The 23155-nt window shown below is 53.7% G+C and carries 20 protein-coding genes, 3 tRNA genes, 1 CRISPR repeat array and 1 riboswitch; of the genes, 19 read left to right on the top strand and 4 right to left on the bottom strand.

Features of this window, described 5'->3' with window-relative positions; genetic code table 11:
* The first annotated feature begins 60 nt into the window (after positions 1 to 60).
* The 13 genes from fsa to csm6 all read left to right on the top strand — a co-directional run bounded on the left by fsa (position 61) and on the right by csm6 (position 12265).
* On the top strand, positions 61 to 714 hold the full coding sequence (fsa, locus tag V3C63_RS01630) for a fructose-6-phosphate aldolase (protein ID WP_329886069.1): 654 nt from the start codon (positions 61 to 63) through the stop codon (positions 712 to 714).
* 113 nt (positions 715 to 827) lie between these two features.
* Positions 828 to 912, top strand: a tRNA-Tyr gene (locus V3C63_RS01625).
* A gap of 24 nt (positions 913 to 936) precedes the next feature.
* Positions 937 to 1012: transfer RNA gene (locus V3C63_RS01620), tRNA-Thr, on the top strand.
* Between the two features lie 159 nt (positions 1013 to 1171).
* Positions 1172 to 1939, top strand: a complete 768-nt coding sequence (gene cas6, locus V3C63_RS01615; protein WP_329886068.1) for a CRISPR-associated endoribonuclease Cas6 — start codon at positions 1172 to 1174, stop codon at positions 1937 to 1939.
* A complete protein-coding gene (gene cas10, locus V3C63_RS01610; RefSeq protein ID WP_329886067.1) occupies positions 1926 to 4004 on the top strand; it encodes a type III-A CRISPR-associated protein Cas10/Csm1 in 2079 nt (692 codons plus the stop codon). Before cas6 ends, cas10 begins: the two co-directional genes overlap by 14 nt.
* Before the next feature lie 18 nt (positions 4005 to 4022).
* A complete protein-coding gene (locus tag V3C63_RS01605) occupies positions 4023 to 4373 on the top strand; it encodes a hypothetical protein (protein ID WP_329886066.1) in 351 nt (116 codons plus the stop codon).
* Positions 4360 to 4755: a type III-A CRISPR-associated protein Csm2 gene (gene csm2, locus V3C63_RS01600; protein ID WP_329886065.1), complete on the top strand. Its 396-nt coding sequence runs from the start codon at positions 4360 to 4362 to the stop codon at positions 4753 to 4755. Before V3C63_RS01605 ends, csm2 begins: the two co-directional genes overlap by 14 nt.
* A gap of 13 nt (positions 4756 to 4768) precedes the next feature.
* Positions 4769 to 5470, top strand: coding sequence for a type III-A CRISPR-associated RAMP protein Csm3 (gene csm3 / locus V3C63_RS01595; protein WP_329886064.1), 702 nt, complete (start codon positions 4769 to 4771; stop codon positions 5468 to 5470).
* Entirely contained in the window at positions 5467 to 6411 is a 945-nt protein-coding gene (gene csm4, locus V3C63_RS01590) for a type III-A CRISPR-associated RAMP protein Csm4 (protein ID WP_329886063.1), read from the top strand. Before csm3 ends, csm4 begins: the two co-directional genes overlap by 4 nt.
* The gene (gene csm5, locus V3C63_RS01585) at positions 6408 to 7502 is read left to right on the top strand and encodes a type III-A CRISPR-associated RAMP protein Csm5 (RefSeq protein ID WP_329886062.1); all 1095 of its coding nucleotides are present in this window, start codon (positions 6408 to 6410) and stop codon (positions 7500 to 7502) included. The genes csm4 and csm5 overlap by 4 nt, the downstream gene beginning before the upstream one ends.
* A gap of 133 nt (positions 7503 to 7635) precedes the next feature.
* Positions 7636 to 9467: direct repeats of the CRISPR family, unit length 36 nt; unit sequence ATTTAAAAACAAAAGCCCCCGGAAGGGGACGGAGAA.
* A 40-nt stretch (positions 9468 to 9507) separates the two neighbouring features.
* Positions 9508 to 10506: a CRISPR-associated endonuclease Cas1 gene (cas1, locus tag V3C63_RS01580; protein WP_329886061.1), complete on the top strand. Its 999-nt coding sequence runs from the start codon at positions 9508 to 9510 to the stop codon at positions 10504 to 10506.
* A 4-nt stretch (positions 10507 to 10510) separates the two neighbouring features.
* A complete protein-coding gene (gene cas2 / locus V3C63_RS01575) occupies positions 10511 to 10834 on the top strand; it encodes a CRISPR-associated endonuclease Cas2 (protein WP_329886060.1) in 324 nt (107 codons plus the stop codon).
* Between the two features lie 21 nt (positions 10835 to 10855).
* Complete coding sequence (csm6, locus tag V3C63_RS01570) at positions 10856 to 12265, top strand: type III-A CRISPR-associated CARF protein Csm6 (protein ID WP_329886059.1); 1410 nt, start codon at positions 10856 to 10858, stop codon at positions 12263 to 12265.
* A 73-nt stretch (positions 12266 to 12338) separates the two neighbouring features.
* On the opposite strand, the gene V3C63_RS01565 is transcribed toward csm6, so the two are convergent.
* The 3 genes from V3C63_RS01565 to V3C63_RS01555 all read right to left on the bottom strand — a co-directional run bounded on the left by V3C63_RS01565 (position 12339) and on the right by V3C63_RS01555 (position 15706).
* Positions 12339 to 13790, bottom strand: coding sequence for a TrkH family potassium uptake protein (locus V3C63_RS01565; protein WP_329886058.1), 1452 nt, complete (start codon positions 13788 to 13790; stop codon positions 12339 to 12341).
* A 9-nt stretch (positions 13791 to 13799) separates the two neighbouring features.
* Entirely contained in the window at positions 13800 to 15155 is a 1356-nt protein-coding gene (gene trkA / locus V3C63_RS01560) for a Trk system potassium transporter TrkA (protein WP_329886057.1), read from the bottom strand.
* Positions 15156 to 15630: 475 nt separating this feature from the next.
* A tRNA-Ala gene (locus V3C63_RS01555) sits at positions 15631 to 15706 on the bottom strand.
* Between the two features lie 176 nt (positions 15707 to 15882).
* Between V3C63_RS01555 and V3C63_RS01550 the strand changes: the two genes are divergently transcribed.
* The 3 genes from V3C63_RS01550 to V3C63_RS01540 all read left to right on the top strand — a co-directional run bounded on the left by V3C63_RS01550 (position 15883) and on the right by V3C63_RS01540 (position 18685).
* Complete coding sequence (locus tag V3C63_RS01550) at positions 15883 to 16794, top strand: HAD family hydrolase (protein WP_329886056.1); 912 nt, start codon at positions 15883 to 15885, stop codon at positions 16792 to 16794.
* A 24-nt stretch (positions 16795 to 16818) separates the two neighbouring features.
* Positions 16819 to 17415: a nitroreductase family protein gene (locus tag V3C63_RS01545; RefSeq protein WP_329886055.1), complete on the top strand. Its 597-nt coding sequence runs from the start codon at positions 16819 to 16821 to the stop codon at positions 17413 to 17415.
* Between the two features lie 496 nt (positions 17416 to 17911).
* Positions 17912 to 18685 carry a zinc ribbon domain-containing protein gene (locus tag V3C63_RS01540; protein ID WP_329886054.1) on the top strand — a complete coding sequence of 258 codons (774 nt, stop codon included), beginning with the start codon at positions 17912 to 17914 and terminating at the stop codon, positions 18683 to 18685.
* A 166-nt stretch (positions 18686 to 18851) separates the two neighbouring features.
* Here V3C63_RS01540 and V3C63_RS01535 read toward each other — a convergent pair whose 3' ends face one another.
* Positions 18852 to 19070 (bottom strand): RDAC family protein, encoded by a 219-nt coding sequence (locus V3C63_RS01535; RefSeq protein ID WP_329886053.1) that lies wholly within the window; start codon positions 19068 to 19070, stop codon positions 18852 to 18854.
* Positions 19071 to 19211: 141 nt separating this feature from the next.
* Here V3C63_RS01535 and V3C63_RS01530 point away from each other — a divergent pair, with 141 nt between their 5' ends.
* The 3 genes from V3C63_RS01530 (at position 19212) to feoB (ending at position 23154) form a co-directional block, all read left to right on the top strand.
* Positions 19212 to 19949: an NAD-dependent protein deacylase gene (locus V3C63_RS01530; protein WP_329886052.1), complete on the top strand. Its 738-nt coding sequence runs from the start codon at positions 19212 to 19214 to the stop codon at positions 19947 to 19949.
* Between the two features lie 41 nt (positions 19950 to 19990).
* Positions 19991 to 20176: riboswitch (cobalamin riboswitch) on the top strand.
* A gap of 557 nt (positions 20177 to 20733) precedes the next feature.
* Entirely contained in the window at positions 20734 to 20955 is a 222-nt protein-coding gene (locus V3C63_RS01525; protein WP_006598659.1) for a FeoA family protein, read from the top strand.
* A gap of 45 nt (positions 20956 to 21000) precedes the next feature.
* Positions 21001 to 23154, top strand: coding sequence for a ferrous iron transport protein B (gene feoB / locus V3C63_RS01520; protein ID WP_329886051.1), 2154 nt, complete (start codon positions 21001 to 21003; stop codon positions 23152 to 23154).
* Position 23155: the final 1 nt, after the last annotated feature.

Here is a 23155-nt window from a genome sequence, read left to right as displayed (position 1 = left end):
TTTTAAATTGTGCCAAAATCGCCGATTGGGGCGTGAATTGAAATACGAGGAGTGTGTATTATGAAATTTTTCCTGGACACCGCCAATGTGGACGCCATCCGCAAGGCCAACGATATGGGCGTGATCTGCGGGGTCACGACCAACCCGTCGCTCATCGCGAAGGAAGGCCGCGATTTTAACGAAGTCATCAAAGAAATCACGTCGATTGTCGACGGGCCGATTTCCGGCGAGGTGAAAGCCACGACCACCGATGCCGAAGGGATGATCGCCGAAGGGCGCGAAATCGCGAAGATTCACCCGAACATGGTGGTGAAGATCCCGATGACCGCCGAAGGGCTCAAGGCCACCAAGGTGCTTTCGGCCGAAGGCATCCGCTGCAACGTCACGCTGATTTTCTCCGCCGGACAGGCGCTGCTCGCGGCCATGGCCGGCGCGGCTTATGTCTCGCCGTTCCTCGGCCGTCTGGACGACATCTCCACCGACGGGGTCGAGCTGGTGGCGAGCATCGCGGAAATTTTTGACGTGCAGGGCATCGGGACGGAAATCATCGCCGCGTCGGTGCGCCACCCGATGCACGTCGTCGACTGCGCGGCGGCCGGAGCGGATATCTGCACCGTGCCGATGAAGGTGATCGATCAGATGATCGCCCATCCGCTGACCGACCGCGGCATCGAAAACTTCAAGAAGGACTACATCGCCGTTTTTGGCGAATAGGGTTTATGCCCGAGAAGACCGGTTTGCCCGGCCTTCTCTTTTTTGTTTTTTGATGAATTTGTGCTTGACTTTGGATGGTCGGTCTTGTATGATATAGAAGTTCCGACAAGCATGGGGAAATGCCCGAGTGGCTAAAGGGGGCGGACTGTAAATCCGTTGACTGAGTCTACGATGGTTCGAATCCATCTTTCCCCACCATTTTTTTAAAAATTCATAACGCGCGCCTTTGTAGCTCAGTTGGTAGAGCACCACCGTGGTAAGGTGGGGGTCACCAGTTCGAATCTGGTCAAAGGCTCCAGTGGAGAGATCGCAGACCTTCGGGTCTGTTTTTTTTGTAGGCGAAGATGAGATTTCGTAAATTTGGGCAAAAACGAGCAATGATTCGGGGAATTAAATTTATATTTTGTTGCAAACCATTTATGTTAAAATATGATTAGCCTAAAAGAATGTGAGAGAAATGATGTTATCAGAACTCATTTTAGATTTAAAAGCCGACAGCCCGAATTTTGGTTATTATCAGTCGTCGAATTTGCAAGGCGTTTTGATGACGTGGATCGATTCAAACGACGCCCAGACCCTGCACCGGCAGCAGCGCCATCCTTACAGTCAGTGCCTTTTGCGCGAAAATGAGCGGTGGCGGTGGCATATTCGAACGACCAATCAAAAAGCGAATGAACAAATCATTCAACCGATTTTATCGCGGAATATCTCAGAATTTGAACTGACAGGCAAACCAATGACCATTTCGGTTTTAGGCCGCGCCTATCGGGAAATACCCCAGGAAAAATTATTGGCGCACTTTTATCAAAGGGATTACAGCCGCTATTTGAATCTGGTCTTTCAATCGGCGACGGCGTTTAAACAAAATGGGCGTTATCAAATTTTTCCGGATGTGCGGTTGATCTTTCAGAGCCTGATGCAAAAATACAGCGCTTCAAGCGATACGGTCGAGATGGCGGATGAAAAGACGCTGGAACAATTGTGCCGAGAAAGCGAGATCGTTAAATATCGGTTGCGAAGCGTGAAATTTCCGATGGAAGGCATGGTGATCCCCGCTTTTATGGGGACGGTGGCCATCAAGGTGAAGGGCGCTTCTGCCATGGCGAAATATGCGCGGATGCTGGCAGAATTCGGCGAATTTTCCGGTATAGGCGTGAAATCAGCCATGGGCATGGGTGCGATGCGTTTGATTGAAGAAAGGCAGAGAAGACATGAATCATTGTGAAATCAGCTTGGTTATCGGGGCTTTGCTGCACGATATCGGCAAGGTTGTTTATCGGCAGGCGGAAGAAAGAAGAACTCATTCGGAGCTGGGATATGCTTTTTTAAAAGAAAGCATTGGCGTGAAAGATGCCGACCTGCTGGCATGTGTTCGCTATCACCACGGCGATGCCTTAAATGCAGCGGCGCTCGCGAAGGATGCGCCGGCCTATATTGTTTATATGGCGGACAACATGGCCTCGGCCGCCGACCGGAGAAAAAAGACGCAGGTGGAATTTGGTTTCAGTCAGCAGACGCCTTTGCAGCCGGTTTTTAATCTGCTGAACGGCAACCACGGCGACAAATGGTATTCCCCGGGAATTTTGCCGGTCGGGGCGGATCACACGGCTGCTCAGATCAATGTTCCGGTGGTGGAAAAAGCGGTTTTCAGCCGGGAGCAATACAACCAGATCATGGCCGGCATAACGGACCATCTGCGGGGCATCAACTGGGGTCAGCCGCAGGATTATATCAATTCCATCCTGGAAGCGCTTGAAGCCAATCTCTCGTTCATTCCATCGTCGACGGCTAAAGGGGAAGTCCCGGATATTTCCCTTTACGACCACATGAAGATGACCGGCGCGATGGCCGCCTGCATCGGTCAGTATTTAAAAGCCCAAGCCATTCAGGATTATCGGGAGGTTCTTTTCAAGCAGGCTGCGTCGTTTTACGACCGAGATGTCTTTTTGCTGGCCTCGCTGGATCTGTCGGGCATTCAGGATTTTATTTACACCATTACGTCCGAGGATGCCCTTCGGATGCTCCGCGCCCGCTCCTTCTATTTGGACTTGCTTGTGGAGCACATCGTCGATTCGCTGCTTGCGCGGCTTTCCCTGACGCGCTGCAATGTGATTTATGCCGGCGGGGGCCATTGCTACCTGCTGCTGCCCAACACGGAGCCGGTCAAAGAGACGTTTGATAATTGCCTCGCCTCGGCCAATCGGTGGTTTTTGGAACAATTCGACACCGCGCTTTATATCGCCGGCGGCTATGTGCCCTGCAGCAGCAACGCGCTTTGTAACGAGCCGAAAGGGGAAGGCCGTTATGCGAAGTTGTTTCGTGAACTTTCGTCCAAACTTTCGGGGCAGAAAATGCAGCGCTATTCGGCGAAGGCTATTATGGCGCTCAATCATCAGAAAAAGAAAGACTACGCCCGCGAATGTGTGGTGTGCAAGCGTATCGGCAGCGTGAATGAAAGCGGGCGATGCGCCATGTGCGAGGCGCTCAAACAGTTGTCGGCCCATGTGCTGTACGATCATTTCTTTTATATCATCAAAGCAAAAGGTGCGGGCGCAGCGGGGGTGCCGCTGCCTTTTGATGGCGTTCTCCACGCGGCGCAGAAGGAATCGCGCGTTAAAGCCATCATTCAAGACGACCCGGATTTCGTGCGGGTTTACGGTAAAAATCAAATGCTTACGGGCGAAAGACTGGCCACAAAGCTATGGACGGGGGATTATACCACCGGTGACACCTTCGAGGCTTTTGCCAAACAGGCGCAGGGCATCCGGCGCATCGCCGTCTTGCGGGCGGATGTCGACAATCTGGGGCACAGCTTTGTTGCAGGCTTCAATGACCCGGCAAATCAAAACCGCTACGTGACGTTGTCGCGGACGGCGACCTTGTCCCGGCAGTTATCGCTGTTTTTCAAATTTTATATCAACAAAATTTTAGCGTCTCCCCAATTTTCGCTGACAGACGCGCGTCCTGAGCAGCGTGCGGCGACGATTGTGTATTCCGGAGGCGACGATGTTTTTATCGTCGGCGCCTGGGATCAGGTGATCGCCCTCGCGATCGATTTAAAAAACGCCCTTGCGGACTACAGCGACGGCACCTTGACGCTGTCGGCGGGCATTGGCGTCTATCCGCCCAAATATCCCATCAGCGCCATGGCCGAAGAAGTGGCGGCGCTGGAAGATCAATCCAAGCATTACCCGGGGAAAAACGCCGTGACGATTTTCGACGATGGCAAAACCCATTCGGAACCCGGCGACGATGGCGCGGTGACCGTCAGCGACGGCACCACCGACTAGGAGAGTTTTGAAAGGCAAGTGATCGGCGAGAAGCTTCGCGTGCTGAGGGCTTTCTTTGACCGCACGGAAGAGCGGGGGAAGGCCTTCTTGTATCGCATGCTCGATTTGATCCGAAGGGTGGACGACGACAGGATGAACGGCGACAGGATGAACGGCGGCAAAATTAATTTTGCCCGGTTGGTTTATCTGTTGGCCCGGCTGGAGCCGGATCAAAAAGCTTCGGAAGAGATCAAGAAAGCCTATGCGCGTTTTGAAACGTGCATTGTCAGGTGGGTTCAGAACGCGGAAGATACCAGACAGCTTAAAACCGCGATTTATATTTATGTTTATTTAACAAGGGAGGAACAGCAAAGTGATGAAAATCATTAATGAAGCGAATTATGTGGATAAAGCGGACAATGCCATAAAAGAGTCAAAAAAGCAGAAAGATAAAAAAGGAAAATTCATTGGCATGGTTACAACAACGCAGATCAGGAATTTATTGTCACTAATCAGTGCGATTGATAACGATGTGCGGAGTTTTCGGAAAGAAGACCTATCCGATTCGATCAAGGGGCGCATCGCTTATCTGAAAGTGCGGTTTTTATACGATGCCGGCCGGGACCAAAAGGTAAAAAATTTTGTTGAAACAGCAAAACTGATTGACATTGTGGAAGAAATCGACGGCAAACGCTCGAATTTTATGCTGTTCAGCCGATACATGGAGGCCCTGGTGGCCTATCACAGATATTACGGCGGCAAAGATCAATAAACGGGGGAGCAAAATGTTTGGGAAAATACAAATCACAGGACAAATCAAAGTGGTCACAGGGATGCATATTGGCGGCAGCACGGCGTTCGCGGCGATTGGCGCGGTGGATGCGCCGGTGGTGCGCGATGTGCACACCAACTTGCCGATGATTCCGGGCAGCTCTTTAAAAGGGAAGATGCGCGCGCTGTTGGCCAGAGAATACAACGAGACGTTGGCGAAAACGCCGGATTACGACGACGAGCGGATTTTGCGGTTATTCGGTTCGGCACAAAAGAACAACGTACGCCGCAGCCGCCTGATTTTTTCGGATCTGTTTTTGGCCAATGAAAAGGAGCTGCGGGATCGGGGGCTTTCGAGCATGGTGGAAATTAAATTTGAAAACACCATTAACCGGGCGACGGCGGTGGCCAATCCCCGGCAGCTGGAGCGGGTTGTCCGCGGGTCGATCTTTGATCTCAATTTAATTTACGACCTGGACAGAGAAAGCGATTCCGAAGAAATCGAAGCGGATATGGCGACATTGGCGGAGGGAATGCGCCTGCTCCAGATGGATTATCTTGGGGGAAGCGGCACCCGGGGGTATGGCAAGATTCGGTTTTTAAGACTTGCAGCCCAAAAAGCCATCGGCGATTTGCCGGCGGATTTGATGGCGCGCTGTGACGCAATCATCCAAGGCGCCCAGGCGGATTCGCCCCGGCGAGAAGGCCCGCAATGAAAACGGCGTTGATTCAATTTCGTTTTTCAACCGGGGTCCATTTCGGGGATCAGCGGCTTGAAAATGGGCGCTCGGCCTTCGGCGCGGATACGCTTTTTTCGGCGCTGTTTATCGAGGCGCTCAAAAGGGATGCAGCCTGCGCCGAAGCGCTGTTAACCGCCGTTCGGGAGGATCGGCTGAATTTTTCAAACGGGATGCCCTTGATGGGCGAGCGTTATTATCTGCCCAAGCCGTTTATGCATATCGAAAGCAAAGCAGAAGCCGGCGATTCCAGCGTTAAAAAGGCGTATAAAAAAATGACATACGTGGCGATGGATTGCTTTGATGCCTTTTTAAAGGGGGAAATGCCGCTGGAACGGACCCGGGATTTGGAGGCGCTCGGCCACTTTAATATGAAAACACAGGTCAGCCTTCAAAACGGGAACGATCCGGCGCAAAAAGAGCCCGAGCCCTACCGCGTCAAGCAATTTTATTTTGATGATGACAACGGGCTTTATGCGTTGGTGCGCACGGCGGGTGAAGCGGAGCGGCGGCTGATGGCCGAGCTGCTGACGAGTTTGTCCTTCGTTGGGATCGGCGGCCGGCGATCTTCCGGCCTGGGCAAATTCACCTGGCGCGAAGCGCCGCTGCCCCGGTCGATTGCTCGCCGATTGGAAGCGGACGGCCCTTGGCACATGACGCTAAGCAACGCCTTGCCGGAAGATGGGGAGCTGACCGACGCGCTTAAAGGCGCGAGTTACAAGCTGGTCCGGCGGGGCGGCTTTGTGGCGTCGGCGAGCTATGCCAAAGAGCAGCTGCGCAAGCGGGACCTTTATGTCTTTGCGGCGGGCTCCTGCTTTAAAACGCGTTTTGCCGGGCAGGTGGCCGATGTCAGCACCGGGGCGGGCAGCCACCCGGTGTATCGCCTGGCCAAACCCTTTTGGATGGAGGTGAGCCGATGAAAGCACAAACTTTTCGGATGACGTTAACGGCGCAGGGACCGGTATCCATCGGCAGCGGGGAAGAAATTTCCAAAAAGAAATATGTGCTCGATCCTAAAAATCATCAAATCGTGGTGATGGATATGCCCAAGCTTTACGCGCTGGCCCAAAAAAAGAATCTTGGTCCCTCTTTTGAAGATTTTCTCTGTCCGCCGCCGGAGTATCGCAGAAATCAGGATTTATGGAGCTGGATTCGCAAAAATCGCATCAGTGGAAAAGAGCTGCAGCGCTGTGTGCGTTATATTTTGCCGACGGGCGCGATTGAAACGAGCCGCAAATATAATGTCTGGGCATTCGTCAAAGATCCCTATGGCAAGCCCTATGTGCCCGGCAGCAGCGTCAAAGGGATGCTGCGGACGATTTTGCTTGCGGGGTGCATCACAAAAGATCCGGAGCGCTTTGCCCGGGAGATTGCCGCCTTGCAAGGTGCGCGCAACGATAACGATCTAAAGGTGGTGGTTCAAGCACTGGAGACAAAAGCTTTCCACACGATTGGCCGGCCCGGCACCCGTTGGGGGGACGCGGTAAACGACGCGCTTTCCGGCTTGATCGTCAGCGACAGCGAGCCGCTTGCGCTTGGGGATTTGATTTTGTGCCAGCGGCTGGAGCGCAAACCTGATGGAAAGGAGAGTACCCTTCCGATTTTAAAAGAAAGCCTGCGCCCGGGGACGCCGATCCGCTTTTCATTGACCATTGATTCTAGTCGATGCGCCGTCACGAAAGCGGCCTTGCTGGAAGCGGTCGCGCGCTTTGACAAGGTGTATCAAGATTGCTTTTTAAGCGTCTTTTCGGGGATGGACCGCCTGACCGGCAGCGAGGTTTATCTCGGCGGAAGTGCCGGCTTTGCCACCAAGACCGTCGTCTATGCGGCGCTGGGCCGGCAGGCGGGCGTGCAAAAGATCCAGCAGATTTTGCAACAGTCGAAGGCTTTCCGCAAACATCATCATGAGCGGGATCAAAAGCGTTTTGGGGTTTCGCCCCGGATTGTGAAATGCGCCCGGTATGGAGGCAAGCTTTATGAATTTGGCAAATGCCGGCTTGCCGTCGAATGATTTTGCGCCGATGCCCAAGTTTCGGGGCTTTAGCGCAAAAATGGCCCAACACAGTCTTCTTTTTCACACCGATTTTGCTTTGCCCCGCAAAAAGGCATCCGGCCCGCGCCAGCAGGCGGATGCCGGGGCGAGGATTTAAAAACAAAAGCCCCCGGAAGGGGACGGAGAGGTGGTCGGGAAAGGGCAACCGCTGAGGAGGGAAAAATTTAAAAACAAAAGCCCCCGGAAGGGGACGGAGAGACGCGAAGTTTGAGTTAAAGTTTTTCATTTGTTTATTTAAAAACAAAAGCCCCCGGAAGGGGACGGAGAGATTTTTGTTTCGGAAACGTTAAGCTCAATGAACGGTAAATTTAAAAACAAAAGCCCCCGGAAGGGGACGGAGAGAATGCCCTTATAGGCGTTCGCGAACTTTTCGGAAAATTTAAAAACAAAAGCCCCCGGAAGGGGACGGAGAGAGCTAGACAGATTTTTTTCATCGCAAAGGCTTTTATTTAAAAACAAAAGCCCCCGGAAGGAGACGGAGAGGTTGACGATCACGCGCGAAACGCCCGTCAAAAACCAAATTTAAAAACAAAAGCCCCCGGAAGGGGACGGAGAGATTTCTGCTGCGTTGTCCATCGCGTCGTAAGACAACGATTTAAAAACAAAAGCCCCCGGAAGGGGACGGAGAGTCGAAGACTTGGACTTTTACGAAGAAGACGACGCATTTAAAAACAAAAGCCCCCGGAAGGGGACGGAGAGGGAAAGGGCAACCGCTAAGGAGGGAAAAACATGAAAATTTAAAAACAAAAGCCCCCGGAAGGGGACGGAGAACGTTGTCCATCGCGTCGTAAGACAACGCGTGGTTCAATTTAAAAACAAAAGCCCCCGGAAGGGGACGGAGAACTGTTTGGATGCTTGTACGCATAATCGTCAATAAATTATTTAAAAACAAAAGCCCCCGGAAGGGGACGGAGAACACCAGGCGGCGGGTTTATTGAAAACAGACTCGCCGCCATTTAAAAACAAAAGCCCCCGGAAGGGGACGGAGAGCAAATTGAAAACACTAACCATTCGGTGCTTCAGCCATTTAAAAACAAAAGCCCCCGGAAGGGGACGGAGAACGCCGTTGATTACGCAGTCGTCGACTGCGTAATCATTTAAAAACAAAAGCCCCCGGAAGGGGACGGAGAAGTCGCATGACAGAATTCTTCATTGCCGTTGACTAAAATTTAAAAACAAAAGCCCCCGGAAGGGGACGGAGAAATGCCAATGTTCTTACCGTTCATTGAGCTTAACGTTATTTAAAAACAAAAGCCCCCGGAAGGGGACGGAGAAGCTCTTTTCGGCGTCGGTCGCAGCCTTTTTGACGATTTAAAAACAAAAGCCCCCGGAAGGGGACGGAGAATAATTTCTCCAAACTTTTGATGATCATATCAATAAATTTAAAAACAAAAGCCCCCGGAAGGGGACGGAGAATTGTATTTTTCAAAGTATAATTCGATGGATTGCTCATTTAAAAACAAAAGCCCCCGGAAGGGGACGGAGAAGGGAATCCAGAATTGGTATGCGGCTTGTCGGCGGATTTAAAAACAAAAGCCCCCGGAAGGGGACGGAGAAAGATAACGCGAAGTTTAAATTAAATTTTTTCATATTATTTAAAAACAAAAGCCCCCGGAAGGGGACGGAGACCCAAAAAGATCGATCTGTTCGCGGATAAAACGATCTTATTTAAAAACAAAAGCCCCCGGAAGGGGACGGAGACCGGATTACACAATCGTCGATCGCATAATCCCAATCGGCATTTAAAAACAAAAGCCCCCGGAAGGGGACGGAGACTCGCTCCCACCGCGGATTACACAATCGTCGATCGCAAATTTTAAAAACAAAAGCCCCCGGAAGGGGACGGAGACATTTTGAGCGTCCTTATGGGTGTTTTTCGATGAAATAATTTAAAAACAAAAGCCCCCGGAAGGGGACGGCCGAGAGGCTTTAATTATCAGAAAAATTTAAATCGGAGGTGTGTATGAGTTTGCTCTATGTCAGTGAGAACGGCGCGGTGATTCAATCGCAGGCGAACCGTATTGTTGTGAACACGAAGGACGGCATGAGCCGTTCCATTCCTGTCGAAACCCTTGAAGGCATTACGCTTCTGGCCCCGGCTCAGCTCACAACCCAGTGCATGGAGACCTGCATGAAAAAGGGGATCGATGTGGTTTTCTTTTCGAAAGGCGGGCATTATTTCGGCCGGCTGACGGCCACGGCTTATCAAAAGGCGGGCTTGCAGCGACAGCAGGCAAAGCTGTACCACAGCGGTTTTGCCATTCAGCTCAGTCAACGGATGGTCGCCGCCAAATTAAACAATCAAGCGGTGATTCTTCGGCGTTATGCCAGAAATCAGGCATTGAACGTGCAACGGGAGGTGATGCCCATTTTGTGGGCAAGGGAACGGGCGATGGATGCCGAAAGCATTCCGGTGATCATGGGTTACGAGGGGCATGGGGCAAAAGCCTATTTTAAAGGCTTATCGCGCTGTGTGGATGCGGATTTTGCGTTTTCCGGGCGCAACCGCCGACCTCCAAGAGATCCTTTTAATGCGCTGATCAGTTTGGGCTATGCCATTTTGCTCAATGAGCTTTATGGGGAAATTGAGTCCCACGGGCTGAACCCTTATTTCGGCTTTATGCACCAGGATGTCGAAAAGCATCCGACATTGGCCAGCGATTTAATGGAAGAATGGCGCGCCGTGTTGGTGGATTCGTTGGCGATGAGTTTGCTCAACGGTCACGAGTTGGCCGTCAGCGATTTTGAAAGCGATGACGCGGGCGGTTGCTATTTGACCAAAAAAGGGCTCGCTGTTTTTTTGAGCAAGATGGAAAAGAAAATGCAAACCAGCATTCACTACCTTCATTATTTGGATTATCCGGTGACCTTCCGGCGGGCATTGGGATTTCAGGCGGGGCGTTTGGCCAGAGCGATCGAAGCGGAAGATGCCGCGCTTTATGATCCCATTTCGATCAGGTGATCTGATGGAAAGCGCATCTTATCTTTTGGGGGAAGAGGCCGGCCGTGCGCGAAGCCGCCAAATCTTTGCTTTGATTATTTACGATATCATCGACAATAAAAAGCGGACACAGCTCGCCAAGTTATTGCAGGGCTATGGCGATCGGGTCCAGCGTTCGGCCTTTGAAGCGCACCTGTCCCAGAAGAAATACGCAGAGCTTTTGGCAAAGCTGCCGTGTTTTTGCGGAGAGGAAGACAGCATCCGCGTGTATAAAATCATCGGCGAAGGGCAAATTCAGACCTGGGGTGTCCATGCGGGCGTGATGCAGGAAGATGTCATTTTGATTTAAAGATAGAAAAGGAGTTATCCAATGGGAAAAAACATTCTATTTTCGCCGGTTGGCGGGACGGATCCGATTTCGTGGACAAACGGTTATGATGGGGCGATGCTGCACATTGCCCGGGTTTATCGACCGGATAAAATTATCTTGTATTTGTCGGCGGAAATGCTGGCGTTTCACCGGTCGGACAATCGCTATGTGTATTGTCTTGAAAAGCTGGCCCGGCTTCAAAATCGAGAAATGCCGGAAATCGAAATCATCGAGCGCCCGGAGCTAAGAAATGTCCAGCATTTTGATATTTTTTTCGATGAATTTTGGAAGTGCATCAATCAAATCACGGATGAAATGGCGGAGGATGATGAACTTTTGCTCAACGTGTCGTCCGGGACGCCGGCGATGAAAAGCGGGCTGGAGGTGCTCCAGACCATTCGCGGCTTTTCCCGAAAGACGCGTCTGATTCAGGTGGACACGCCGACAAAGAAAATGAACGAACACGCGCACGAGGGTTTTGACGTCGAGCTCGCCTGGGAAGTGGACGTTGATAACGCACCGGATTTTAAGAACCGCTGCCACGAATTTGAATGCCATTCGCTCAAGAATATTCAAGACGAGGAGATCATCAAGCAACTGGTGAAAGACTACGATTATCGCGCCGCGATGGCCGTGGCAAAAGATATGCCCGCGCCGGATCCGGCGTATCTGGACAAACTGAAGCTGGCCCGGGCCCGGCAGCTGCTGGATTTTTCAACGGTTACTAAATTGGAGAAGAAAACCGGCATGGATGTCACGCCGGTAAAAGGCAGCGACGCGCGAAAATCCTTCGAATATGCCTTGCTGCTTTGGATTAAAAAGGACCGCAGGGAATATGTGGATTTTTGCCGCGCTTTGACGCCGCTGATCGTCGATTTGTTCGAGCAGATTTTGCGCGATCAATGCAAAATCGATGTGAATCAATATGCCTATCGGGATTTTCCCGGATGGGTGAAACGCAAATGCGGGGAAGAAGGGTTGTCCCGGAAAGAAAGAGAAAGGCGATATGGCAAAACTGAGAGCCGCCGATGGGATATGAAAAAATTAGAAAAAGATCAAGCGGTTTATTCCGCTTTGCAGGACGGTTATCGCAAAGGGTTTTCGGGTAAAAATATCGGTTCTGATCATTTGTTAAAATTGATTGAGGCTTTTTGTGATAACCGCGATATCCGAGATACGGCCGCGCGCATTCGCGAGGTGGAGGAAGCCATTCGCAACGACTCGGCTCATGAGATGGTCTCCGTCACCGAGGAGGCGATCGAGCAGCGGACGGGCCTGACGACCGACGAAATATTAAAATTAATCAAACGCCTGTTCGATGGTACCGGCTATCCCATCAAAGACGCGGATTGGGATTCGTATCACGCGATGAATCGGGCGATTATTTGCGCCGTTGACGCCGGAAATTAAAAGAACAATCCCGGGCATAAAAATACCGGCAGCGAGAGCTGCCGGTATTTTTGGATTTCGCATTGTCACGGGCTCAGGATTTGCGCCAGGTGGCGGGCATGAAGAGCATGAGCACGGGAAAAAGCTCCAGCCGGCCGACGAGCATGTCAAAGGTGAGCACCAGCTTGCTGAAGGCGCCGAAAGCCGCAAAGCTTTTGGCGGGGCCGACCCCGGCAAGCCCCGGCCCGATGTTGTTGATCGTGGCGGCTACCGCGGTAAAATTGGTCTCCAGCGAGAAGCCGTCGAGGCTGACGGCAAACACCGAGAGGCAAAAGATTATCAAATAGGCCGCGAGAAAGACGTTGATGGCGCGCAGCACCTCGTGGGGCACCGCGTGCCCGTCGAACATCGTCTTGCGCACCGCCCGGGGATGGGTCAGGGTGAAGAGCTCCTTCTTGATGGTCTTGAGCAGGATGATGACCCGGGAGACCTTGATGCCCCCGCCGGTGGAGCCGGCACAGGCCCCGATGAACATCAGAAGCACGAGAATCCATTTTGAGGCGGCCGGCCACAGGTCGAAATTCGCGGTGGAATAGCCCGTGGTGGTGATGATGCTGCCAACCTGAAAGGTCGCGGCGCGCAGTGCGTCGGGAAAGCGGCGGTAAAAGCCGGTCTGGCACATCAGCTGGGCGGTGACGAAGACGATGGCCGCTCCGATGATGGCCAGATAGCCCTGAATCTCCTGCATGCGAAACGCCGGCTGGACCTTGCGCTGGTAAAAAATCAGATAGTAAAAATTGAAGTTCATGCCGAAAAGGATCATAAAAACGGCGACGATCCATTGCTGGGCGGCGGTATAATCCGCGCAGCTGGCGCTTAAAATGCCGAAGCCCCCGGTGCCGGCGGTGCCGAAGGTGATGCACAGCGTGTCGAACAGCGGCATGCCGAAGACGAGCAGCAGGGCGATCTGCACCAGCGTGATGCCGATATAAAGTTTGTAAAGGATGGCGGCCGTCCCCCGGACGTGGGGCACAAACTTGGAGACGTTGGGCCCCGGGCTTTCGGCGCGCATCAGGTTCATGTGGGTGCCGCCCTCGCCGGGCATCAGCATCAGGATGAACACCAGCACGCCCATGCCGCCGATCCAGTGGGAAAAGCTGCGCCAAAACAGGCTCGCGTGGGTCAGGACTTCCACATCCTTCAAGATCGACGAACCGGTGGTGGTGAAGCCGGAGGTGATTTCAAACAGCGCGTCGACATAGCCGTGGATCTCGCCGGTGAGCACAAAGGGCAGCGCCCCCACCAGGCTGAGCAAAATCCAGGCAAAGGCGACGATGACATAGCCGTCCTTTTGATAGAGCGCCATGTCCTTCGGCTTTTTGGAGAACAGCTGGCCGATCGCCGCGCAGACGGCGAGCAGCGCGAGATAAACCGGGGCGACGGCCCATTCGCGGTAGACGGCCGCGGTGATAAGCGGCAGGGTAAAGAGCAGCCCCTCCACCCGAAGCACCACGCTGAGCATGTAGCGAATCATTGGGAAATTCACGGCGGCCTCCTAATTCAGAAGAATATCGGCGATGTCCCGGAAGCCGCTGTTGGTGGTGACCACGACGGCAGAATCCCCGGGCATCAGGGTGTCTTCGCCGCCGGGAATCACGAAATGATCGCGACGGATGATGCCCGCGACCAGAGTGTCCGGCTTGATGCGCAGCTCGCGGAAGGGGATGTGGGTCAGGCGGCTGCCCGATTTGATGGTGAATTCCATGGCTTCGGCCCGGCCGTCGGCCAGCTTGTAAAGCCGCTCCACATTGCTGCCCACCGAATTGGCCATGGCCCGCACATAGCGCAGGATGGATTCTGCGGTGATGCGCTTGGGATTGACGATGGAATCCAGCGAAAGGCTCGCGATCACCTCGTTAAAATCCAGGTGGCTAATCTTGGTGATCACCTTTTTCTTGACTTTGTTCATCGCGTAAAGGGAGAGGATGATGTTCTCTTCGTCGATGCCGGTGCTGGCGATCAGCGCGTCCATATCGGAAAGATGCTCTTCCCGCAGGACGTTTTCGTCGCTGCCGTCGGCGTTGATAATCGCGGCGGCGGGCAGTTTTTCGCACAGCGCTTCGCAGCGGGCGCGGTTTTGCTCGATGATTTTGACGCCGATGCCCGTTTTGGTGAGCATCTGCGCCAGATAATAGGCCGTTTCGCTGCAGCCGACGATCATTGCGTTTTTGACGGCGTTGGTTTTAAAGCCGATGCGGTGGAAAAAGTCCGAGGCGCGGTCCGGCGGCAGCACCACCGAGAGCACATCGCCGGCCTGGATGCAGGTGCTGCCGTCGGGGATGGTCACCTGACCGTTCCGTTCGAGGCAGCACACGAGCACATCCTGGCGCAGCAGCGGCACATCCTTGACCGCACGGCCGACGAGGGGGCCCGCCGCCGGCGTCTTGAAGCGGTACATCTCGATGCGCCCCTTGGAGAAGCTGCTGATATCGATGGCGGTGGGAAATCGCAGCAGCCGGGAGATTTCCCGGGCAGCGGCGTATTCGGGGTTGATCGTCATCGATAGGCCCAACGCCCTTTGGATATAGGCGCGGTCTCTCAGGTAAATCGGATCGCGCACCCGGGCGATGGTTTTGCACTCGGAGAACCGGCGGGCCAGCACACAGCACAGCAGGTTGACCTCGTCGCTGTAGGTCACGGCGATGAGGATATCGGTCCCCCGGATATCGGCCTCCTGCAGCACCTCGTAGCTCGTGCCGTTGCCTGCAATACCCATGACGTCGTAAACGTTGGCTGCCTCGCGGACCCTCTCCGGGTTGGTGTCGATGATGGTGACGTTGTTGTCTTCCTTTGAAAGGTGAGCGGTCAAAGTCTTTCCGACCTTCCCGCAGCCGACAATGATAATTTGCATGCCTCTTCTTTCGCTTTCCTTTTCTCGGGCGGCGCGCCGCCGTTACTTTTAAATCGGATTTATTATAGCATAGCAAACGAGAACGCTGGAAAAGTTTTTTGAAGGGAGGCGAGCGAGCGATAAAAGCGATGAGAGCGGAAAATGAAGCGGGTGCGGGCGTCAAACGGCGGGAAGGGGATGCATGGGCGAAGCCATCAAAGGTCCGCGGTCGGGTCCGGGGGTCCGGCCATGCATTCGAATAAGCTTGGCGCCGGCGGGAGAGGATTTTGGACCTGGCGAAGGGAGTTGTCATTTGGAGGGCGGCCGCAAAAAGCTGATGGCCGGAGACGTCACCGTGATTTTTGAAGCGGGCCCGGAAAGACGCGGCGACGCGAAAAGCGCCGGAAGGCAAAGCTCCTCCGGCGTTTCTTGGTTGTGCTGTTAAACGGCGGCAATAAAAAAACCGCCCGGCGATCCGGACGGCTGCCTTGCCAAATGGTGGAGATGAGGGGACTTGAACCCCTGGCCTTCTGAATGCCATTCAGACGCGCTCCCAACTGCGCCACACCCCCGTGAAGGACCTTATTATAATAGCCGTTTGCCCCGGAATTGTCAAGCCAAAATTCAAAATAATCGCCGGAATTTTGACGGTGCGGATGGGCGGTCTGCACGCCGTTTTTTGATGTCCGGCAAAAAACGGCCGCCGCGCTGTGGTATAATGGCCAAAAACGATGAGGAGGCGATTGCGATGGCCAATATCATTGCCCTGGTCTGGGATTTTGACAAGACATTAATCGACGGTTATATGGAAGATCCGATTTTCGAGGAATACGGCGTGGACGGGAAGGCCTTTTGGCAGGAAGCCAGCGCCCTGCCGGAAAAATACCGGGAGTCGCAGGGGGTGAAGGTCAATCCGGACACGATTTATCTCAATCAGATGATCCGCTACGCCCAGGCCGGCCGGTTTGCCGGGCTGAACAACGAGAAGCTGCGCGGCTACGGCGGGAAGCTCAAGTTTTATCCCGGTGTGCCGGGCATCTTTGCCCGAACCCGCGCGCTCATCGAAGAGAATCCCGACTATCAGGATGTCGATATTCGCGTGGAGCACTACATCATCTCCACCGGCCTGACCGAGATCATCAAGGGCACGCCCGTCATGGCGGACGTGGCCGGGGTCTGGGGCTGCGAATTCATCGAAGCGGCGGACGCCGACGGCGCGCCGGTCATCAGTGAGATTGCCTACACCATCGACAACACCACCAAGACCCGGGCGCTGTTCGAGATCAACAAAGGCGTCGGCAAGGTCAGCGGCGTGGATGTGAACACCAAGCTGCCGGAGGCGCTGCGCCGGGTGCATTTTAAAAATATGATTTATATTGCCGACGGGCCCAGCGACATTCCGGCGTTTTCCGTGGTGAATCAAAACGGCGGCGCGACCTTTGCCGTGTATCCCAGGGGCGATGCGGCGGCGCTCCACCAGGTGGAGCAGATGCGCATGGACGGGCGCATTCAGATGTTTGCCACCGCGGATTATTCCGAGGGGGAAACGGCGGACATGTGGCTGTGCGACAAGATTGCGGCCTTTGCCGAGCGGATCCGCACCGAGGAAGCGGCCCGCATCGCGAAGGCCGCCGGCAGCGCGCCCAAGCATTTGGACTGAACTGCGTGAAGGAAAGGAGAACCCATGGATCTGATAGCGTTACTTCAAACCCGGCGGACCTATCGCCGATTTGACGAAAGCCATCCGGTGGCGGCCGAGGCGGTGGCCGATATGGCCGAGGCGCTGCGCCTGTCCTCCAGCGCGCGCAATTTGCAGCCGCTGCGGGCCATTTTTGTGACGGACCGGGCGCAGGCGGCGGCGATTTTTCCCCACGTGCATTTTGCTGCGGCCCTGCCGAAAGCGCTGGGGACCCCGAGGCCCGGCGAACGGCCGACGATGTATGTCGCACTGATTTATGACGGCAGCTGCAAAAGCCGGTGGGTGGATACCGATGCGGGTATCGCCCTGGCCAACCTCACCCTGGCCGCATGGCATCACGGCGTGGGCAGCTGCATCATGGACAATATCGACCGCGAGGCGCTGGCCGCGGTTTTGGAACTGCCCGGGCCCATGGCGGTCCACAGCGTGGTGGCCCTGGGCTATCCCACCCATCGCTCGACTGTGGTGACGCCGGGGCCGGATGGCAGCCTGCAGTATTATCTGGACGCAAACCGGGATTATTTTGTGCCCAAGCGGGATGTGGATGAGATTGTGATGCGGGACCGGTGGACGGATAAATGACGAGCGTGGAAAGACCTAAATACTCAATTAATTTAAAAAAGATGGCGGAAATCATTGAATTAAAACGATTGCAGTTGCATGATAGATTCGACCTTATACCATACCAAGAAAAGTAAGAGCGTTATAGCCAGACGCGTTCTTCCGATAAATAAACCACCTTCATTTTTCGCGAAGGCGGTTTTTCATGTCGATGGTGCCGCGGGGAGGAAGGACGCCGGCCCTTTGCGCTGCCGCCTCACGCAAAACGGCGCAGCCCGAACGTGTCGGAGACCGCGCAGGGATTAAAAGATAATCATCGGTCAAACAAGAGACAGGGCGTCCCGTGCGGCGTCTCTGTCTTTATGCGTCTGGCGCCGCAGTGCGAAACAGGAAAAAAAGGATATTTGCTGCAAAAAAACAAAATCAGTGTCAATTGATGATTGCAAAGGTTTAAAATATAATTTATAATAAAATGGAATTTTAAAAATGATCAGCGAATGGAAAAAGGAGGCAGAAGATGAAGTATTGTTCCCATTGCGGTAAAGAATTGATGTCGGGTGCGGTGTTTTGCACCCACTGCGGTCAGCCGGTGAGCCCGTCATCGGATCCTGCGGAAGCGACCATTAATGATGCAGCCAATGATGCGGCGGACAAGGCTGAAGCGGCAGAAAGGCCCGGCCCGATGTTTGAGCGCGGGCCCAAAGCGCCACCGCGAGCCGATTGGGTAAGTGACGGCTGGGAAGAAGCGCCGGCGCAGCCCAAGCGGCCGGCCGGCGGCGGAAATACGGCACCGCCGGGAAATTTCGGCAGCGGCAATCCCTATGATCACACAGCGGACTACGGTCCCCAGGAAATTTCCGACAACAAGGTGATCTGCATGATGATTTATCTGTTCCCGCTGGCGGGACTGATCATCGCACTGCTGGCGGACAGAGCGAGCGACGCGCGCACCAGCTATATCGGGTTTCACATTCGTCAGGAGATCAAACTCGACGTGTTCAGCATTCTGGTGTCGCTGGTCACGTTGGTCGTCACCTGGCTGATCACGCTGATCAGCGGCGGGCTGGCCATATCTTCGGCGAGCAGCTATAGCAGTTATGGCTATTACGGTGCGTCCAGCGGTATGCTGGGCGGCATGGGCGGCATGCTGGCCGGCCTGGGGCTGCAGCTGCTCATTTTGGGGATCGTTGCGTTAGTGCTCTTCATCGTGCGCTTCATTTGCTTCGTGCAGGTGTGCAAGAGCCGCGCAGTGGAAGCGCCCATCGTCCGTGGGATCGGCTTCCTGCGATAAGCCGCGGAAAGCGGCAAACAAAAAAGACCGGCATCAGCTGATGCCGGTCTTTTTTTGTCGCTTTGACAGATCGCTCAATCGGTCAGCTGCCGGCGCATCGCGGCTGTGAAATGCAGCAGCCCTATCGTTTGGCCGCCGAGCATCAAAAAAGACACCGGCGGGTGTCTTATGCTTTAACCGAAAAGGATGTGCCGCCGGGATCGACCGTCAGCGTGTGTCCTTCCCGGGCCATGTAGGCTTTGATGAAGACCAGCGCGCGGTCGTCGGGCGCGTCCAGACTCATAAAGAAGTCGCCGCAGGTGTCGTGAATGTGCAGTTCTACGCCGAGGCGGTCCTTTAAAATGCGTCTCAGTGCCGCCGCGTCGAGTAAGGTGAAATCGGCCATGGGTCTGCCTCCGTTCGGTCGTTTGATAGCCCTCATTATAAAGGACGAGCGCCGGCGTGGTCAAGCTTTCGCAAAATTTAAGTCGCCGACGCTATACTGTTAAAAAACGATCGCCACGCGGTCGGAAAGGGAGGCAGCACCATGCCAAAAGAAGTTGAACAATTAACCGACATTTTAAAAGCGAGCGACAACATCGTGTTTTTTGGGGGCGCCGGGGTTTCCACCGCGTCGGGCATTCCGGATTTTCGCAGCGCCGGCGGGATCTACAGCCAGCGTCTGCACGCTGAATTTTCGCCGGAGGAAATGGTTTCCCATTCTTTTTTCGTGAACCATCCCGAGGATTTTTTCGATTTTTACCGGAACAAGATGATCTATCCGGACGCCGAACCCAACGGCTGCCACAAGGCCCTGGCCAAGCTCGAGCAGATGGGCAAGCTCAAGGCGGTGGTCACCCAGAATATCGACGGCCTGCACCAAAAGGCCGGCAGCGAGATCGTCTTTGAGCTGCACGGATCGGTGCTGAGAAATTATTGCACCCATTGCCACGCCTTTTACGACGACAAGTGGATCATGGCCCAAACCGGCGTGCCGAAATGTGAAAAATGTGGGGCGACGGTCAAGCCTGATGTGGTGCTTTACGAGGAAGCCCTCGATTCAGCCCAGATTAACGGGGCGGTGGCCGCTATCGAGAAGGCCGACACCCTCATCGTCGGAGGCACCTCGCTCATCGTTTATCCGGCGGCCGGGCTTATCCACTACTTTCGGGGCAGGCATCTGGTGGAGATCAACAAGTCGGCAACGGCGGCGGATAATGCGGCAGAGCTGGTGATTCGGGACGATATTGCCAAGGTCATGGACGAGGCGGTCGCGGACTTGTAAATTTCAAACCTTTAATTGACACTGCGATTTGGATCCCCTATAATATAAACAGTTAAATATGAGCAAGATCCTGTGAAGTTGGGAAACGGGTGTGATTCCCGTGCTGTGATCGCAGCTGTGACGCGAAAAGCCGGTTCATGACCACTGTCGTTTGTGATTGGGCGCGATGGGAAGGGAGTCGGATGAGATCGTGAAGCCAGAAGACCGGCACAGTGATCCGTTCTGCAAAGCCCCGGTTCAGGGCTTTTGGAACTGTGATAATTGCTTACAATCTTCTCTGTTCGTTTGGAGAGGGTTTTGGTTGGTTGAAGAACGGATCTTCATATTTAACCATCATTAATTCATTCCTCTTTCCCCAAGCGGGAATGGAATCCATCTCTTTGAAGGGCAACGCCTGTTTGCGGGCGTTGTCTTTTTTATGTGGTTTTTGAATAACCATGCAAAATTAAGAACACGAAAATGCCAGAACTAAACCTTGTTTAAAATAAATTCAAACTAACGGGAAGCGCCGGTTGAAGCGCAATACGAAGGTTAGCACAATTAAATTTGAAAAAGCTGACATAAGCAGCCCTTTAAAATAAAAAAATACATAAAAAATACATTTTTATGTTAGAAAGGGTTGACAGTAGAGGGTTAGAGGTGCTAAACTCAGATCAAGGTTAGATGAGTTCGAACAAACATTTGCGATTAATAAATGCTCTAATCCATTCATTTTGTGTGCGCGCATGTGAGTTCGACAACCGGTAACTTTCACGATAATACCGAATAAAGAAGGAGGATTCACATGGCAACACTCAAAGACGTTCAGGTAGGCGATACCGCGACGGTCAAGAAAATCCACGGAGCCGGCCCGATTAAAAGGCGGATCATGGATATGGGATTAACCAAAGGACAGGCAGTTTATGTTCGGAAGGTTGCCCCCCTTGGCGATCCGATTGAAATCACCGTTCGCGATTATGAACTCAGTCTTAGAAAAGCGGACGCCGAAATGGTTGAAGTTTTATAAGCCTTCGTCAAGCACTGAACGAATCTTATTAGGATAGGAGAACAAATGGCAAAAATTATTGCGTTGGCCGGCAACCCGAACTCCGGGAAGACGACCTTATTCAATTCTTTAACAGGGGCGAATCAATATGTCGGCAATTGGCCGGGCGTTACAGTTGAAAAAAAGGAAGGGAAGCTCAAGGGGCATAAAGAAGTCACCATAGCAGACCTTCCGGGGATTTATTCCCTTTCGCCCTACACATTGGAAGAAGTGATCGCCAGAGACTACATCGTGCAGGAAAGACCGGACGCGATCATCAACATCGTCGACGGGAGCAACCTGGAACGCAACCTTTATCTGACTACCCAGGTGCTGGAATGCGGCATCCCGACTATCATCGCCATCAACATGATGGACATCGTCGAGAAGAACGGCGACAAGATTGATTTTGACGGTCTGTCTCGAATTACGGGCTGCGCGGTCGTGCCGATTTCCGCCATGAAGGGCACCGGTGTCAATGAACTCATTGAAAAGGCCGTGGCCATTGCGGAAAAGGGTGAAAAATACCTGCCGAAGCACAAATTTGAAGGGGCGGTGGAACACACCCTGGCCCATATCGAAGAAGCCCTGCTTCACGACCTGCCGGAAGAAGAACAACGCTGGTATGCCGTCAAGATTTTTGAAGGCGATACCAAGGCGACGGCGCATCTGAATCTCGATGCGGCGAAGATGGAACACGTCAAGGGCGATATCGCCGCCTGTGAAAAGGAAATGGACGACGATGCCGAGTCCATCATCACCGGCGAGCGCTACAGCATCATCGGCGAATGGGTTCGCGATGTTTACGTCAAGAAAAACAAAGGGCAATTGTCCGTTTCCGATAAAATCGACAAAATTGTCACCAATCGAATTCTCGGGCTGCCGATTTTTATTCTGGTCATGTGGGGCGTATATTACGTCTCCATCTCGACCGTCGGGACCATGGCCACCGACTGGGTGAACGATTCCCTGTTCGGCACCATCATTCCGCCCGCTGTCGAAGGCCTGCTCAAATCGGCGCACGTCGCCGGCTGGCTCTCCAGCCTGATCCTCGACGGGATCATCGCCGGGGTCGGTGCGGTGCTCGGCTTTGTGCCACAGATGGCTGTGCTCTTCCTTTTCTTGGCCTTCCTCGAAGGCTGCGGCTACATGGCGCGCATCGCCTTTGTCATGGACCGGGTGTTTAGAAAATTCGGTCTGTCCGGCAAGTCCTTCATTCCGATCCTCATCGGGACCGGCTGCGGAGTTCCGGGCGTCATGGCATCTAGAACCATTGAAAACGAACGTGACCGCCGCATGACGGTCATGACGACAACCTTTATTCCGTGTTCAGCAAAGTTGCCGATCATCGCGCTGATCGCCGGAGCGATTTTCCATAATTCCAGCTGGGTAGCAACTTCTGCCTATTTTATTGGAATTGCGGCGATCATCGTATCGGGCATCATGCTGAAAAAGACTAAGGCGTTCGCCGGGGATCCGGCACCCTTCGTGATGGAACTGCCGGCCTATCACTGGCCGCGGGTTTCCGACGTGCTCAGAAGCGTCTGGGAAAGAGCGTCCCACTTTATCAAAAAAGCTGGGACGATCATCTTGCTGTCCACCATCGTCATCTGGTTCCTTCAGGGCTTCGGCATTGAAGGCGGATCTTTCGGCATGGTTGACAACATGGATCACTCGGTTCTGGCTACTGTGGGACGCGGCATCGCCTGGCTGTTTATTCCGCTGGGCTGGGGTACATGGCGACCGGCTGTTGCAGCCATTACCGGTCTTGTGGCCAAAGAAAACGTGGTCGGGACCTTCGGGATTCTCTACCACCACGCATCGGATGCGGAAGCTGGCAATGCGGCCCTGTGGGCGGCCATTGCCAAAGACTACACCTCGGTTTCTGCCTTCTCCTTTATGGTGTTCAACCTGCTCTGCGCACCTTGCTTTGCAGCGATCGGCGCGATCAAAGGGGAAATGGGCAATGCCAAATGGACTTGGGGCGCGATTGGCTATCAATGCGGCCTGGCCTATCTGGTATCGATGGCCGTCTATCAAATCGGCGGCCTGGTATCCGGTGAAGTCGGATTCAATTTCTGGACCGTTATCGGCATTGCGGTTGTGGTCGGGATCTGCTACATGCTGTTCAGACCTGATCCGAACAAGCAACTTCTGGATGCGGCCAGAGCGGAGGCATAAA

This window comes from Pseudoramibacter faecis (assembly GCF_036289405.1).
GTDB classification, from domain to species: Bacteria; Bacillota; Clostridia; order Eubacteriales; family Eubacteriaceae; genus Pseudoramibacter; species Pseudoramibacter faecis.
Note: the sequence above shows the minus strand (reverse complement) of the source record. Positions and strands in the feature narration are given on the sequence as shown.